Origin of the sequence: Austwickia chelonae, assembly GCF_003391095.1 — a bacterium.
GTDB lineage: Bacteria > Actinomycetota > Actinomycetes > Actinomycetales > Dermatophilaceae > Austwickia > Austwickia chelonae_A.
This window is the reverse complement of the sequence record NZ_CP031447.1, coordinates 540,146-554,666: the sequence shown is the minus strand read 5'-3', so window position 1 is coordinate 554,666 and position 14,521 is coordinate 540,146. Positions and strand designations below refer to the sequence as shown.

The window sequence follows — 14,521 nt, the reverse complement described above, 5'->3', positions numbered from 1 at the left end:
GCGCCGGTTCAGCGGCAGCCGCAGGCGGCGAGCGCGGCTGCGAAACGATCCAGTGCAGGCCGGGCGACGTGGACCCCGGCCGGTAGCCGGTCGGCGATGATCGCGAAAACCAGGAGGCGGCCGTCCTGGTCGACGACATTCCCGGCGAGGGAGGAAACGCCGGTGAGTGTGCCGGTCTTCGCGCGGACCATCCCTGCCCCTGCGCGTTGAGGACCGTCGAGGTAACGGGTGGCGAGGGTGCCGGTCAGGCCGCCGACCGGGAGCCCGGAGAATGCTTGGGAGATCCGAGGTTCTTTCTCGCTTGCCGCGTGGTGGAGGACTGCTGCGACGGTCTGCGCGGTGACCGTGGTGCCCGGGGCCAGTCCTGAGGCGTCGACGATCTTCATCCCGTCGACCGGTACGTTCAGCGCTGCGATCCGTCCGGTCACCCAGGAGGCCACTGACGGAAAGGCTGGGTCGTTGCCGGTCTGGACGGCGGCGATCCTGGTCAGGGCAGCGGTCAACATGTTGTCCGACGCGGCCAGCGCGTAGCCGAGCTGGTCTCCGAGGGAGGCCGAGCGGACGCTGCCGAGGGTCTGGGCGTCGCCGGGTGCTGCTCCTCTGGTCACCGGTTCTGCCACGGCGATGCCTCGTCTGGTCAGGGCGGCGCGGAAGGCAGCAGCAGCGTTCATCGACGGGTCGGCCGGTGCCGGCCTGCCTTCGGCGGGCAGGTCCACGGCCATCCCCAGCGGAGTGACCGGCCCGACATAGCCTTGGACGATGTCCTGAGGATCCCAGGCCGGGTCGACGGCCGGACCTCGGTAACGTCCGTCGTCCAGGGTGAGTTGCACCGGGCCGGGGACCTTGGCCGCTTTGAGCCGGTCGGCGACTTGCTGGGCGAGTTCACCCAACCCTGCGTAGCCGAGAACGGATGCGGGGTTGCCGTTCTCCGAGGCGAGGAGAGTGTCGCCGCCGGCGACGAGCACGATCTCTTGTGGCCTGACACCTCGGACGACCTTGGTCTCCAGGGTCTGGTTGAGGGAGACCGCTGATCCGATGGCGGCAGCGGAGAGAAGTTTCGTGACGGAGGCCGGGGTGCGGGGAGTCCTCCCGCCGACGTCGTAGAGGACTTTCCCGGTGATTCCGTCCAGCACGACAGCGCTGGTCTCCGAGCCGAGAGCACGATCGACGGTCAGCGGGGCCATGATCTTGGCCAGGGTCTCCGGAGTCGGCAGAGGCGCATTCCGGTCGAGGGTCGGGAGTGCGGAAGCCCGGTCAGCGGTCTTCCACCGTTTTCCGCCGCTCTGCTCTGCGCCCGAATGCTGGGGGGCCGGTGCCCCGTCCAGGACGGTGACGGAGGCTTCGGTGGTGAAGACGCCAGGGACGATGTCTGCCGCGTCCAGGCAGACGTAGGTGCAGAGCGTCAAAGTGATGCCTGCGGCGATCACAGGAATCTTCCGCATAGTCGCCGGGTTCCCCTCTCCATGGGAGAAATCTCATCCGTCCGGGGAAGGGCACGGGCCGGTCTGCTCCTGCACGGTCCACGCCCCCGGACAAGCCTGAAGCGCAGGCCTCGGTCTCGACAATACCCAGGGGTCCGGCGGTGCTTGGCGGGAACACCCCTGCAGGCTCACCGGACACTCCTGCTCCCACCGCCACCTCAGATGCGAGAGACTGGCCTATAACAGCGACGCCGCTGCCCGCGAGCGTGCGACATCCGCCACTGCAGGAGGCCAACCGTATGACGAGCAACATCGAGCTCACCCCCGGCGACTCGGGGGAGGCTCGGGTGTCCACACCGCCGATGTTCTTCGACGTGACCGTCGAAATTCCCAAGGGACAGCGGAACAAGTACGAGATCGACCATGAGACAGGGCGTATCCGCTTGGACCGGATGCTCTTCACCTCGACCCAGTACCCCAGCGACTACGGCTACATCGAGGACACCCTCGGTGAGGACGGTGACCCGTTGGATGCCCTGGTCCTGTTGGACTCGCCCACCTTCCCCGGTGTGGTGATCAACTGCCGGGCCATCGGCATGTTCCACATGCGTGACGAGTCCGGTGGCGACGACAAGATCCTGTGCGTCCCGGCGAAGGACCCTCGGGTCGGGCATATCCAGGGTCTGGAGGACGTCAGCGAGTTCGACCGTCTGGAGATCCAGCACTTCTTCGAGACGTACAAGGACCTGGAGCCCGGGAAGTCCGTGGAGGGCGCGCACTGGGCGGACCGGCTGACCGCGGAGCGGATCATCCGTGAGGCCATCGACCGTGCCCAGGAGCACGGGGTCACCACGCACCGGTGGCCGCTTCCGCACCCGCGCTGTCACTGACGTCGGACGACGCCGCGCAGCGGGGGCCGACACCGACACGTGGGTGGGGCGGCCGGTACCGGCCGCCCCACCCACGTGTCGGTGTCTGTTCCTGAGTTCAGCGCACCCGACCGGCGAAGGGGATGAGGTCTCCCCAGTAGATGGACGAGACCTTCACCGGTTCGCCGAAGGTCGGTGCGTGGATCATCCGGCCGCCGCCCAGGTAGAGGCCGACGTGGTGGATGTCACCGCCGATCTTCCCGTAGAAGATCAGGTCACCGGGCTGGGCTCGGTTCAACGGAACCCGTGCGGTCTCTGCCCATTGGTAGTTCGTCTGGTGGGTCAGCCGCACCCCGGCTTGCGCCCAGGCCATCTTGGTCAGGCCGGAGCAGTCGTATCCGTGGGGTCCTTCGCCACCCCAGACGTAGGTCTTGCCGAGTTGACGTGAGGCGTAGGTCAGCGCGGCGGCGGCGCCTCGGTGGGACGCCGGGATCGGGCCGTTGGCTCCGCTGGCCTGACGGATGGCCTGTTCGATCGCCGCCCGGCTGGCGCTCTGCTGCATGACGAGCCGGCGTTGGGTCTCTGCTTCGACCGTGCTGTTCTGCGCTGCAGCCAGTTCGGCGAGGAGTTTCGTCTGCCGGGCGACGATCTCGTCGCGCGCGGCCTTGGCCGATTTCAGTTCGTTCTCCGCCGCCGTGGCCGAGGCGGCCGCACGAGCGGCGGCGGCTTCCTGCTTGACCTTTGCCGCTGCAGCTTGCCGATGTGCCGCGGAAGCCCGGTCGGAAGCTTTTTTGGCGTCGCTGAGGACCGACCCGCGGTAGGAGGTCAGCAGGTCCAGTCCGGCTGCCCGGTCGGCGACCTTGGTGCTGCCCTTGCTGTCGAGAAGTACTTCGAGGCCGTCGAGGGAGCCGCCTGACATCCACAGCCTGGCTGCCAGACCGTCGACGTCCTGATGGGCTTTCTGGGCTTCAGCGCGAGCGCTTTCCTCGGCTTCTTGTGCCTTTTCCACCTCGGTGGCGAGTTTCTGGAGTTCGACGCGTGCCGCATTGGCCCGTTCAGCGGCGACTCCGGCCTTGGTGGTCAGTTCGTCGAGACGTCTGTCTGCGGCATCGAGGGCCGCATTGATCTCGGTGACCTTCTGGCCGGCTTCGGCTGTTCCGGTTCGGCCTGTGGCGCGGTCGTCGGGTGCGGCGTGGGCATGGGGGACGAGGGCGATCGTTGCCCCGCAGGCGAGGGCTAGGGCGTAGGAGAGGGTGCGACGCAGCCGATGTCCGGGGCTGCGAGGGATGGAGTCGGAGAAATCGTGGACTCGGTGTTCCGGAGAGGTCACGCAGACGACCTTTCGAGGAGTGCTCGACATGGGACCTGGGCGTTACTGCCATTCGCTGGCCCTTTACGGCAACGATGACGTAATTCCGCTCCGATAGCTAGCATCCCAAGCTGATAGGAGTGGTCAGGTTCAGCGGGGTCAGGCGAGTTCGACGCTGACGGGGCCGGTGGCCCGTGTCTGCACCCACTGCCGGTGGAAAGGTGACCCTGCTGCCAGCTCGTCACGCCGGTCGATGTCTCCGCGCAACGCAGCCCGCACGTCCACATCGATGTCGAGCTTCTGCTTCCGCGGCACCATGGGCAGCTCCCGCCCTGCGAAGTCGGCCAGCACCTCGGCGACCGGTTTCCGCTGATGATCAACGGTGAACAGCCCGAGATCGTATTCCCGTTCGGGGAAATCGACCAGGTCACGTGAAATGTCGTGGGAACTCCACCAGGTCACCCCGACCAGTCGCGGTTCGTCAACCACTCGGGTCAGCACCGCCCGGGCGAAGTCAGCAGCCTGCTCCGCGGGGACATCCGGCCCCGGCGCTCCGACTTCCTGCAGCCACACCGGGCGTGCCACCTCGGGAGTTGCGGCCACCGCCAGTTGGACGAGATAGTCGGCCCAGCTCAAGCAGCTCTCGTCGACATGGCTCGCGAGAGCGCTGGGGCCGTTGAAGATCCAGGAATGCACGGTGGTCCAGTCGCCGATGTCGACGGCTTCTGCAGGGGTGAAGGGATGTCCTGACACCGTCCAGGCGTCCGAGAAGACCGAGTGCAAGGAGGCTACCTGCGGTGCCTCGCAACGGATCACATCCACGAGTTCCTCGGCCCATTTCAGGGAGTCCTGCGGGGTGGTCTCGTTGACCGGCCAGAGGTTGTTGACCTCGTTTCCCGTGGTGATCGCGAAGAGAGCCGGATGCTCCCCCAGCGTCCGGCACATCGTGCTGACGTAGGAGACCAGGCCGGAACGCACCTGGGCATCGGTGAACACGCTGCGGCGGTGCCAGGTCGAGACCCAGGAGGGCAGGAAGTCGAAACTCGACAGATGTCCTTGGAGCAGGTCGAGGCAGACCTGGAGACCTCGCTCATGAGCGGCGTCGAGCACCGAGCGGACGTCTTCGATCGCCGGGCCTCGCAGATGCCCCCGGTTGGGTTGGATCCACGGCCAGATGGGGAAGACGCGGACGTGGTCGAGGCCGACGTCGGCCAGATCGTCGAAGTCACGGCGGATGTCGTCCAGGTCGAGGTCCAGCCAGCTGTAGAACCAGTTCCGACTCGGCACGTAATTGGCACCCACTCTCAGTCGGCGGGCAGCGAGGTGAGAGTCTTTGTCCTGGTGGGCGATCGTCACAGTGTGCTCCTACGCTCTTCTCGAAGGGTGGGGCGGCGGACTGCTTTCAGGGCAGTTCTCAGGACTCGTCCCGAAGAATTCATGGCAAAACCGGTTCAGCTCCTGCTGTGGAGGCCGGAGAAGTGGTGCTCTTCCGCACCACCATCCGGGGTCTTTCCGCCGGAAACACCAGGCTCTTCCCCGGCTCGGCAATCTCCTGGAGCAAGGCCTGTGCGGCAAGCCGACCCAGGGCGAAGACATCGCGGTGCAGAGCCGTCATCGCCGGGTGGATCGACCGGGCCAACACCGAGTCGTCGAAGGACACCAGCGAGAGCTCCTGAGGAACACTGAAACCCATTTCATGGGCAACGCCCATCCCGGAGACCGCCATCAGGTCGCTGTCGTAGACGATCGCCGTGGGCCGAGTGTGATGTCGACTGAGCAACTCCCGGGTGGCGTCGGCTCCTTGGACATCGGAGAAGTCCGTCGACAACGATTCCGCGCTCTCCAGGTCCAATCGCTCCCGTGCCAGCGCAACCGCCGCGATCCGCCTGCGGGTGTGCCGCAATGTCGCCAGACCGGCCACGTGCGCGATGCGGCGATGCCCCAACGCGGCGAGATAGTCGAGGATCCGGGTCATAGCACCCTCGTCATCCGCGGGAATCGCTGCCATACCTTCACATTCGTCGGCATCTGCACCGATCACCACGGCGGGGAGCCCCAATGTGCGCACGGCAGATATCCGCGAGTCCTGCTCGTGGACGTCGACCAGGACGACCCCGTCGACCCGCCGACCACCCCACCATCGCCGATAGAGCTCGATCTCGTCCTCGTGCCCGTCGACCACAGCCAGTTGGAGCCCCATCGACTGTCCCCGCAATCCCTCCTGGAGCCCGGAGAGGATCTGCCCGAAGAACGGCTCGACCCCGAGGGTCCGGGCCGGCCGGGAGAACACCAGGCCGACCATGTCCGCCCTGGAGTGGGAGAGCGCTCGAGCAGCCGAATGCGGCTGCCAGCCCAGAGCAGCCGCTGCTTCGAGCACCCGAGCCCGAGTGGCCTCGGAGATCCCCGGCCGACCGTTGAGCGCAAATGAGGCAGAGCTCTTGGAGACCCCTGCCTGTCGAGCAACGTCGTTGATGGTCACCCTCCCCATGGGCTGAATCGTGTCACAGCGCCGAACCCCTTGACAGCCATAACCGCTCAGTACATAGTCAAAAAATCTAAACCGGTTCTCCTCCGGCAGGGAAATGCGTAAACTCACTCGAAGAGAACCCGGAACTTCTCATAGGGGAGAAGATCGAGAATGAGCATGCGCCCCCGCGCCCTCGCACTGGCCGTCACCGTCGCCCTCGTCTCCAGCTGTGGCCTTGGGTCGAACGATCAGAGCCAATCGGACAGAGCCATCGACACCTCAGGTGAGCTGAGCGGTGAGGTGTCCTTCCAGTCGTGGTCACTCAAATCGAACTTCAAGGAATATTTCGACGCCCTCATCAAGGACTTCGAAACCAAGAACCCCAAGGTCAAAGTCAACTGGATCGACCAGCCCGGCGAAGGATACTCCGACAAGGTCGCCAGCCAGATCACCTCGGGCAATCTTCCCGATGTCGTCAACCTGCCTCCGGACATCGCCTACAGTGCCGCCAAAGCAGGGGCTCTGCTCGACGTCAAAAAGTCCATACCGGACATCGAGAAGACATATCAGAAGGCAGGCCTGGGCGCTTACACCTACCGCTCACCAAGCGGCACCTTCGGCCTCCCCTGGTATTTGGGAACCGACGCGAACTTCTTCAACACCGAGTTGATGACCAAGGCTGGCCTCGACCCGAAAACCAACCCGCCGAAGACCCTCGACGACCTGATCGCGCAGGCCGCGCAGATGCACGAGAAGACCGGCGGCGAAATCACCATGATGAGCCGTAAGCCCAATATCGCCGATATCGCCGGTGCGGGCGTTCCGATCATGGACGAGGAGCAGAAGAAATTCGTCTTCAACACCCCAGCCGCAGCTGAGGTCGTCGAAAAATACACCAAGGCCTACCAAGCCGGATATATGCCGAAAGGCATCCTGACCAGCGAATACCAGGGCAACTCCGAGATGTTCAAGAAGGAACAGGTCGCCTGGACGACGGCTGGCGGCAGCTTCATCGAGAAGGTCGGCGAGACCAACCCGATCCTCTCGCCGAAGATCGTGGCCGCCCCGGCGATCGGAAATCCACCCCTGTGGGCCCAAGCCTTGTCGGTGAACGCCAAGTCCAAGAACGCCAAGGCGGCACTGGCCTTCGCAAAATTCGTCACCAATGACGAGAACCAGATCAATTTCACCACGAAGACGAAGGCCAAAGGCTACTTCCCCGGATCGAAGGGGAAGAACAGCGACGAGATCTTCTCCCGCTCCGACGGCAGCGCCCACCAAGACGCCACCGTCATGGCCTGGAAATCCCTGTCGAACGCGAAGATCCCGGCTCCTCCGCTGTGGAGCAACCCGATGGAGAAATACCTGGACCAGCAGATCGCCGATGCGATGACCGGACGGATCACGGCACAACAAGCCGTCGACAACGCCGTCCAGAAAGCGAACTCGCTGCTCAACTACTGATCCTGAAATCAAGAAAAGGACGCACGGATGCGTTTTCACCGCTGGTATGCCCCATGGGTGATGATCCTGCCTGCGCTGATCCTCCTGGTGGTCTTCAGCATCTTCCCGGCGATCAACACCGTGGTGCTCTCCTTCACCAATGTGAGAATGCTTGGCGGCGGCCACTTCACCGGGCTGGCCAACTACGAGCGAATGCTGCACGACGACCAGTTGCTCAATGCGATCCTCAACAGCGTCATCTATATGGTCGTCTGTCTTCCGCTGTTGACGATTCTGCCGTTGTTGTTGGCGATGCTCGTACAAAAGAATCTCCCGGGCATCGGTTTCTTCCGCACGGTCTTCTACTTCCCGGTCGTGGCCTCCGCCGTGGTGGTCGCCCTGATCTGGCAGTGGCTGCTCGACGACCGAGGCGTGGTCAACGGGCTGTTGAAAGCAGCCGACCTCATCTCAGGGCCCTTGCCCTTCCTGCAGGACCGGTGGCTCCTCATCTTCTCGGCGATCAGCCTGACCGTCTGGAAGGGCCTGGGCTGGTACATGGTGATCTACCTGGCCAACCTGGGCGCCATCGACCGCACCCTGTACGAAGCGGCTGCTGTTGACGGCGCCGGGGTGATCCGCCGCTTCTTCACCGTGACCCTGCCCGGGGTCCGGCCCACCATGCTGCTGGTCTCGGTGATGATCACCGTGTCCGCTCTGCGGGTGTTCACCGAACCGCACATCCTCTCCGGAGGACTGGGCGGGCCGGGCGGGCGGGCGTCCAGCGTGGTCATGCTGATCCAGCAGAACGGCGCAGGCATGCAGGGACATCTCGGTTACGCCTGCGCCTTGTCCGTGCTGCTCTTCTTCATCTGCCTGGGACCGTTGCTCGTCCTGGCACGGATGCGGGAGAAGTGATGAACGGCCGGATCAAAGCAAGCGAATACATTTGGCGCTACACCTTGTTGGCATTCCTCGCCATCATCTCGCTGGGGCCGATGCTCTACCAGCTGTCCACGTCGTTGAAAAGCAAGTACGAAAATGTGAACACGGCCCGGCCGAGTCTCCTGCCCGAACAGCCGACCCTCGAGAACTACATCGGGGTCGCCAACGTGATCCCGGTGTGGTCCTACATCGGCAATTCCCTGGTCATCGCCGTGATGGTCGTGGTCGGCAATGTCGTCGGCTGCACTCTTGCCGGGTATGCACTCTCCCGGTTGCAGTTCCGCGGGCAGAAGATCGTGCTGTGGCTCTTCCTGTCGACGCTGATCCTGCCCGGTGAGGCCACGATCATGAGCCAGTTCCAGCTGATCAACACGATGGGTCTGACCAACACGCTCCACGGCGTCGCGCTACCCGGGCTGATCGGCGCGATCAACGTCCTACTCATGTACAACGCCTTCGACCAGATCCCCGTCGAACTCGACCAGGCCGCCGTCGTCGACGGGGCGAACGTCTGGCAACGGCTGCTCTACGTCGGCATTCCGAATGTGACCGGGACGATTTCGATCATCGCCATCTTCAGCTTCATCGGCGCCTGGGACGACTTCCTCTGGCCGCTGCTGGTGCTCCAAGACCCGTCCATGATGACCCTGACCGTCGGGCTCGCCCACCTGAAAGGCACCTTCGTCAACGACCCCCGGCTCATCGCCGCAGGAACGATGATCGCGTTGATCCCGATCGTCCTCTTCTTCGCCGCTCTGCACCGTTTCTTCTTCAAGGGCGTCTCGGAGGGCGCTGTAAAGGGATGATTCAGATGACTGCTGTTGCTCTCGCCTCTGCGCGTTCCACCTGGTGCTTCGTCAGCACCCCGGACGGACCGGCCCAGGTCGTCCAGGCCGAACTCGATGCTCCGGCCCCTGCCGCAGCTCGGGTGCAGGTCGTCGGGGACGGCGTCACCGGGTCGGTCGAGATCGCCCCGGGAGACGGGCCGCGACTCGAGATCCCGGTCGAGATCGACTCCCGACACGAGGTCAAGGAACGTGTCCCGATCACCGTGACCCTGGAGGTCGACGAAACCGCCTCCGGATACGACCCCGACCAGTCATCGGTGACGACCGAGCTGGAAGTCGCCGAAACCGGGTGGACCATGTTCCTGATCAACCACTTCCACTACGACCCGGTGTGGTGGAACACCCAGGCGGCGTACACCGACCGCGGCGAACTGCCCGGCAACGACGGCTCGACCCGGCGCATATGGGACCACAACGGCATCGCCCTGGTGAAGATGCACCTGGAGAAGGCCCGGGTCGACCCGGACTACTCCTTCGTCCTCGCCGAGGTCGACTACCTCAAGCCCTTCTGGGATACCTGCCCCGAAGAACGCGAGACCGTAAGACAACTCGTCGCCGAAGGCCGCCTGGAGATCATGGGCGGTACGTACAACGAGCCCAGCACCAACCTGATCTGCTCGGAGACGACGATCCGCAACTTCGTCCACGGCATGGGCTACCAACGCGACATCATGGAGGCGAACCCCAGCACGGCCTGGCAACTGGACGTCTTCGGCCACGACCCCCAGTTCCCCGGACTCGTCGCCGACGCCGGGCTCACCAGCACCGCCTGGGCACGGGGCCCGCACCACCAGTGGGGTCCGATGTCGACCGGGTGGAAGAGCGACGACGGCGACATCCGCAATATGCAGTTCCCCGCCGAGTTCGAGTGGATCTCCCCCAGCGGGAACGGCGTGACCACCCACTACATGCCGGCCCACTACTCCGCCGGCTGGTGGATGGACTCCTCCAAGGACCTCCAGGAAGCCGAGGACGAGTGTTACCGGCTCTTCCTGGAGCTGGCCTCGGTGGCCTCCAGCAAGAACACCATGCTGCCGGTCGGCACCGACTACACCCCGCCGAACAAGTGGGTCACCCAGATCCACCGCGACTGGAACGCCCGTTATGTCTCGCCACGTTTCGTGTGTGCCCTCCCCCGGGACTTCTTCGCCGCGGTCCAGGACGAACTCGACGCGCGAGGGGTCACCCCCAGCCCGCAGTCCCGGGACATGAACCCGATCTACACGGGTAAGGACGTCTCGTACATCGACACCAAGCAGGCCCAACGCGCGGTGGAGGTCGCGGCGACCGACGCCGAGAAACTGGCGACCTTCGCCGAACTCCACGGGCTGGGCCAGTTCCCGCACGCCGCGATGGACAAGGTGTGGCGGCTGCTCGCCTACGGCTCGCACCACGATGCGATCACCGGCAGCGAATCCGACCAGGTCTACCTCGATCTCGTCCACGGGTGGCGTGAAGCCCACGACCTGGCCGCCGATGTCCGAGAAGCGTCCTTGCGGGCCCTGCTCGGCGCCGTCGACACCCGCGGCGAAGGCCGCGCCGTCGTCGTGGTGAACACGTTGGCACACACTCGGACCGATGTCGCCCGGATGTCAGTGCCCTGGCCCGAGGGCTCCGGACTGCGGCTGGTCGACGACGACGGCGCCGAGGTGCCCTTCGTCGTCGAATCCCAGGGGACGGGTGCGGACGGCGACGGACCCGCGACGGTCTCGATCGCCTTCGTCGCCCAGGACGTGCCCGGCATCGGCCATCGCACCTGGCGAGTCATGACCGCAGCGGCGCCCCTTCCTCATTGGGAGTCTCCGTGCGAAGGCACCTCGGAAGACACCGAGCACACCATCTCCTCGGAGATCTTCCGCGTGGTCGCCGATCCGACACGCGGTGGCGCGCTGAGCAGCATCGTCGATCTGCGCAGCGGACGAGAGCTACTGCAGGACGGCGCCCTGGGTGCCGAGTTGCGGCTGGCCGCCGAATACGAGGCCCACCCCGACTTCGGAGAAGGCCCCTGGCATCTCCTCCCCAAGGGAAAGGTCGTCTCCAGCGCGGAGAACCCGGCTCAGGTGCGGGTCGAGCGTTGTCCGGTCGGGGAACGGCTCATCGCCACCGGGCAGGTGGGATCGGTCCGCTACGAACAGATCGTCACCTGCTGGCAAGGCCTGGACAGGGTCGACTTCACCACCCGCGTGGTCCGTTTCGAAGGCAGCGACGAACTACTACGGGTGAAGTTCGCCTGCGATGTGCCCGGAGGCCGTTCGTTCAGCGATGTCGCCGGAGCCGTGATCGGCCGCCCCTTCGCGCACCCGGACGCCGATACCGCAGCGACTCCTTGGACCTTGGACCACCCCGCGCACACAGTCTTCGGTGTGGGCTCGACGGCTCGGATCGGCGTACACGACCCAGCGGGGAAACCGGTAGGAGATCTGTCGATCGCCGTGGCCGAAGTGGTCGTCCCTGATCTCGACCAGGCTTCTCCTCTGGCCAGGGACCTCGTGGTCGCGCTGGCCCGAGTCGGCGTCACCGCGACGACCGGCGTCGCCACGGGCAACCGTTACGGATGGTCGCACGCCGACTCGAACCTGCCGGACGTGCGGATCGTCCTGGGCGGCCCGGAGCGCAACCCGCTGGCGAGGGAGATCCTGGAGAGCAGCCCGGAGGCAGCTGAGCTGACCCGTCAGATCGACGAGTGTGGCCAGGCCCGGGTCTTCGTCCCCTCGGAGCGCTCTGTCGAAGAGACCTGGGTGCCCCACGCCGACCTCCGCGGAATCCGTGCCCTTCCGGTGTTGGTCGTCGACGCTGCCGGGGATTCCCCCGAAGCGCTGTCGGCGGTGGTGGCTGAACTCGTCGAGGAGCTGTCCACCGGAGCCCGGATGGAAGCCCGCTGTGTGGACGCCGGACCGACCCGGTTCGCCGACGACTACACCGTCGCGATCTCCTCCTACGGTCTGCCCAGCTTCGCGGTCTCTCCCGACGGCGGCCTGCACCTGTCCTTGATGCGTTCCTGCACCGGCTGGCCGTCCGGCATCTGGCTGGACCCGCCGGTACGCCGCCACCCTGACGGCTCAGCTTTCCAACTACAGCACTGGACCCACGAATTCGACTACAGCTTGTTCGCCGGGCCTGGTGACTGGCGGGCCGGTCGGCTGGCCCACCGCGGGCAGGAACGCTCAGCACCGTTGACCGCCCGCGAAGAGGCCCCGCACGACGGTCGGATCCCGCCACGACATGTCTTCCTCTCCGTGGCGCCGGAGGGGTCGGTCCACCTCCAGACGGTGAAGCCACAGGGCAACCCGATCGCTCGTGGATCCGCCCAGCTCCCCCGGGCCCGTGACGGAGTCACTGTCCGGCTGTCAGCCTTGTCCGGCATGCCGGTGACTGCGACGGTCACCTCCGATCTGGGATGGGTCGAGGCCGTCGAGGCGGACCTGCACGAGGACCCCTTGCCCGGGATCCCTGAGCTGCAGGTCGATACTTCTTCGCGTTCACTGGAATTGGCGATGAACGGTTCGCAGATCCGAACGGTCGTGGCTGTCCCCTCCGGTGTGGGCGACCCGCAGGGTGACCTGCTCGGGCCGGCATGCGAACCTGTCCAGCCCGTCTACTCCCGGTATTGGCTGCACAACCGCGGCCCAGCTCCGATGGGCTATCTGCCGGTGAGTCTGACCTGTTCACCGACAGTGCTGCGGGTCGACGACGAGGGCCGCGCCGAGACACAGGTCCGGCTGTCGAGTCAGTCGGTCGACGCTTCGGTGTCCTCCGCTGTGGAAATCGACGCACCTGAGGGGTGGTCGTGCACTGCGGCCGGGCACTCCTTCGATCTGTCTCCCGGTGGTCATCTCTTCGTACCGTGCGAGGTGGTCGTTCCGAAGGGCACCCCGGAGGGGACCTATCTGATCGGCGTACGAACCCGGATCGGGGAGGACCTCGTCGAGGACGTACTGACCGTCGTGGTCGGCGACCCCGGAGACATCCTGCCCCCGACGCCGGGGGTCGAGGTCGACCATCAGATCCAGATCGGTGGGCTTCCCCGGACGACGGCCCGGAGCACCGGGCTGACGGTCACCGGCGTGACCGAGCAGGTCGTGCTCCGCGCAGGTACCCGCACGTCGATCGAGGTCACCGTCCGCAACGATCTGCGCACCGCGATCTGTGGTGAGGCGATCCCGGTGAGCCCGTGGGGCACGTGGGGCATTGTCGGCCCGACGGTGCAGGCCCTGGAGGTCGAAGCCGGTCAAAGCCAGACGATCCGCTTCGACGTCCAGGCCGACACCGACGTCCGACCGGGCAACTGGTGGGTCCTGGTGAAGCTGGTGTGGGCCGGCCGCATCCAGTACACCCGGGCCGTTCCTCTGATCGTCCTGCCCTGACGAACCCCCTCAACCGGGACCTGGGCACCGACTATGGTGCCCAGGTCCCGGTTGTTCAGGGGAGGGTCAGTCGGCGAGGCCTTTCGCGGCCGTGGCTTGGGAAGCCCAGATGGAGACGATGGGCGCTGGGGCTCGCCGCGCCGCCCCCAGGTCGCGGCCTTCGTGGCTCCACGGCGGCGGGTAGGCGGTCATCCCCTGGTCGAGGGTCAGCCTGCGCACCTCGTCCGCCCAGCCCCGCCACCGCAGATGACCGGCGAAGTCGTCCAGACCGGTGGTCAACGCCCACTCGACGAAGGTGGCATGACCGGCTTCCAGGGGAACCCACTCCAAGGTGTCCGGACCGAAATAGGCGATCTCACCCTGCGCGGCAGGCAGTGCACCGGCGTTCACGCCGAAGAGACCACCCAGAACGTCGTAGGCGACCACCAGCAGGCCCGGCGCGACAGCGTCCTGGCCGCGCTCTCCGAGCCCGTTCATCTCGGCCAGACTGGGCAGCCCCGGCTCCTCGCCGGCAGGCTGCCCGCCGCCAAGAAGACGAAGCCAGCCGTCGTCGACGACGATTCCCCCACAGTGGTACGCCAGGGAACCCAGGACCGAATGCGTGGTGACCTGCAAAGCCCGCAAAGTTTCGGCACGCTCTGCTGCCTCACCGGGGAGGATGCGCGCCCCGCGTGCCGCCGCCCACTCCTGCACCAGCGGCCAGGCCTCGTCCTGACTGATCAGGCTCTCGACGGGCTGTTCGCCGATCATCGTGTTCTTCGTCCTCTCGTTGGCGTCGACGCGGGTCCTTTCCGGGGTTCCGCCGTCGACGTCCGGCTGCGATCACGGTGGCGGCCGGTGGGCGTCATTGCCGCCCGG

General features: G+C 65.7%; 10 protein-coding genes. 5 read left to right on the top strand and 5 right to left on the bottom strand.

The window, feature by feature from the left end:
* Positions 1 to 8 precede the first annotated feature (8 nt).
* Positions 9 to 1,442, bottom strand: a complete 1,434-nt coding sequence (gene dacB, locus DX923_RS02450; RefSeq protein WP_116112440.1) for a D-alanyl-D-alanine carboxypeptidase/D-alanyl-D-alanine endopeptidase — start codon at positions 1,440 to 1,442, stop codon at positions 9 to 11.
* 341 nt (positions 1,443 to 1,783) lie between these two features.
* On the opposite strand from dacB, the gene DX923_RS02445 reads away from it, so the two are divergent.
* Entirely contained in the window at positions 1,784 to 2,311 is a 528-nt protein-coding gene (locus tag DX923_RS02445) for an inorganic diphosphatase (RefSeq protein ID WP_116116108.1), read from the top strand.
* A gap of 97 nt (positions 2,312 to 2,408) precedes the next feature.
* Here DX923_RS02445 and DX923_RS02440 read toward each other — a convergent pair whose 3' ends face one another.
* The 3 genes from DX923_RS02440 to DX923_RS02430 all read right to left on the bottom strand — a co-directional run bounded on the left by DX923_RS02440 (position 2,409) and on the right by DX923_RS02430 (position 6,087).
* Positions 2,409 to 3,620: an NlpC/P60 family protein gene (locus tag DX923_RS02440; protein ID WP_162872729.1), complete on the bottom strand. Its 1,212-nt coding sequence runs from the start codon at positions 3,618 to 3,620 to the stop codon at positions 2,409 to 2,411.
* Positions 3,621 to 3,758: 138 nt separating this feature from the next.
* On the bottom strand, positions 3,759 to 4,955 hold the full coding sequence (locus DX923_RS02435) for a glycoside hydrolase 5 family protein (RefSeq protein ID WP_240322707.1): 1,197 nt from the start codon (positions 4,953 to 4,955) through the stop codon (positions 3,759 to 3,761).
* A 79-nt stretch (positions 4,956 to 5,034) separates the two neighbouring features.
* Positions 5,035 to 6,087: a LacI family DNA-binding transcriptional regulator gene (locus DX923_RS02430; protein ID WP_116112436.1), complete on the bottom strand. Its 1,053-nt coding sequence runs from the start codon at positions 6,085 to 6,087 to the stop codon at positions 5,035 to 5,037.
* A gap of 150 nt (positions 6,088 to 6,237) precedes the next feature.
* On the opposite strand from DX923_RS02430, the gene DX923_RS02425 reads away from it, so the two are divergent.
* From DX923_RS02425 to DX923_RS02410, 4 genes are read left to right on the top strand one after another with little or no spacing between them, the layout of a single operon-like run.
* A complete protein-coding gene (locus DX923_RS02425; RefSeq protein ID WP_116112434.1) occupies positions 6,238 to 7,530 on the top strand; it encodes an extracellular solute-binding protein in 1,293 nt (430 codons plus the stop codon).
* A gap of 27 nt (positions 7,531 to 7,557) precedes the next feature.
* On the top strand, positions 7,558 to 8,424 hold the full coding sequence (locus DX923_RS02420; protein WP_116112433.1) for a carbohydrate ABC transporter permease: 867 nt from the start codon (positions 7,558 to 7,560) through the stop codon (positions 8,422 to 8,424).
* Positions 8,424 to 9,257, top strand: a complete 834-nt coding sequence (locus DX923_RS02415) for a carbohydrate ABC transporter permease (RefSeq protein ID WP_116112431.1) — start codon at positions 8,424 to 8,426, stop codon at positions 9,255 to 9,257. The genes DX923_RS02420 and DX923_RS02415 overlap by 1 nt, the downstream gene beginning before the upstream one ends.
* A gap of 5 nt (positions 9,258 to 9,262) precedes the next feature.
* Positions 9,263 to 13,663, top strand: coding sequence for a glycoside hydrolase family 38 C-terminal domain-containing protein (locus DX923_RS02410; RefSeq protein ID WP_116112429.1), 4,401 nt, complete (start codon positions 9,263 to 9,265; stop codon positions 13,661 to 13,663).
* Positions 13,664 to 13,729: 66 nt separating this feature from the next.
* Here the strand turns inward: DX923_RS02410 and DX923_RS02405 are convergent, their stop codons facing one another.
* Positions 13,730 to 14,413, bottom strand: coding sequence for a DUF2625 family protein (locus DX923_RS02405; RefSeq protein ID WP_116112428.1), 684 nt, complete (start codon positions 14,411 to 14,413; stop codon positions 13,730 to 13,732).
* Positions 14,414 to 14,521 lie beyond the last annotated feature (108 nt).